The 988-nt window shown below is 49.5% G+C and carries 2 protein-coding genes; one reads left to right on the top strand and one right to left on the bottom strand.

Translation table 11 applies throughout. The annotated features are described in order from the left end of the window. Positions 1-282, bottom strand: a 282-nt coding sequence (locus tag A3750_RS26570) for a sigma-70 family RNA polymerase sigma factor (RefSeq protein ID WP_197475258.1), incomplete at its 3' end; no start/stop codon positions are given. A gap of 200 nt (positions 283-482) precedes the next feature. On the opposite strand from A3750_RS26570, the gene A3750_RS22765 reads away from it, so the two are divergent. Then, a partial coding sequence (locus A3750_RS22765; protein WP_197475257.1) for an FAD-dependent oxidoreductase occupies positions 483-988 on the top strand: 506 nt, incomplete at its 3' end.

Raw genomic sequence — 988 nt, 5'->3', positions numbered from 1 at the left:
GCCTTTGCGCGCCATATCAATCCGTTTGTTCCGAACGATCGTGTATAACCACGTAATCGCGCTACCTGACTCTGGTTTGAACGTGTGCGCTTTTCTCCACACCGTTAACATACACTCTTGAAGCAATTCTTCCGCATCTGCATTCGATGCGCCGCACTGCATCGCAAAAGCTTTTAAACGCGACGATGTTGCATTGAACAGTTCTGAGAAGGCCTGCCGATCTTTATTTGCGGCAATGGCCAGCAGCAACTGGTTCAGCTCATTAGGCTGTTTTTGTGTCAAACTTTTCTCCTTAACCAGCGAGGGACTTTTCTCGCTCACTTTGTCTGACATCAAAGCTACCCTAGGATCTCTCTTCGGTAAAGCGCTCATAATTTTTCTCGTCTGCGTTCTTATCCCGTTTTGACTCTTGTCTAGTACAATCCAATACTTGAATTGTGCCGTATAGCTCGTTCCAAATAGATTACGTGAGGTTTTAGAAAATGGATTACATGCAAGATGATCAGCCGAAGCCATTCGACTATGTTGTTGTCGGCGCTGGATTTTCTGGTGCCTATTGTGCGGGTCAGCTTGCAAAACGAGGCTTTCGCGTCGCGATTGTAGACAAAGCGAGAGGAACCGGAGGCCGTCTCTCGTCGAAGCGCCTAAGTTTGGATGATCAGCCTATTGGGTTTGATCTGGGCGCGCATTCTTTCGAGGTGTCTAACGCGAACTTCGATGCGTATCTCAAGAGTCGTCGCGATGTTGTCATCCAAGAGGGCGAATCGCGCAAACGTGCTTACTCGTTGTCGCGCAACTCTAGTTTTGCTCGAGGAGCGCTTGGTGAAGCGACCCCCTATTTTGGCAAAAGAGTGTTGGAGGCGCGTTTTGAAGAGGGCGTGTGGAACTTGGTTTTGGAGAGTCGCGAGGGTAAGAGTGCGCTGAAGGCGACGTATTGTGTTTTAGCGGCTCCGCCCAAGCAGGCCGCTCAAATTCTTGGTGAGCATCA

The organism is Oleiphilus sp. HI0079 (assembly GCF_001635105.1).
The sequence above is the reverse complement of the archived record's forward strand: the minus strand, read 5'-3'. Positions and strand labels throughout refer to the sequence as shown.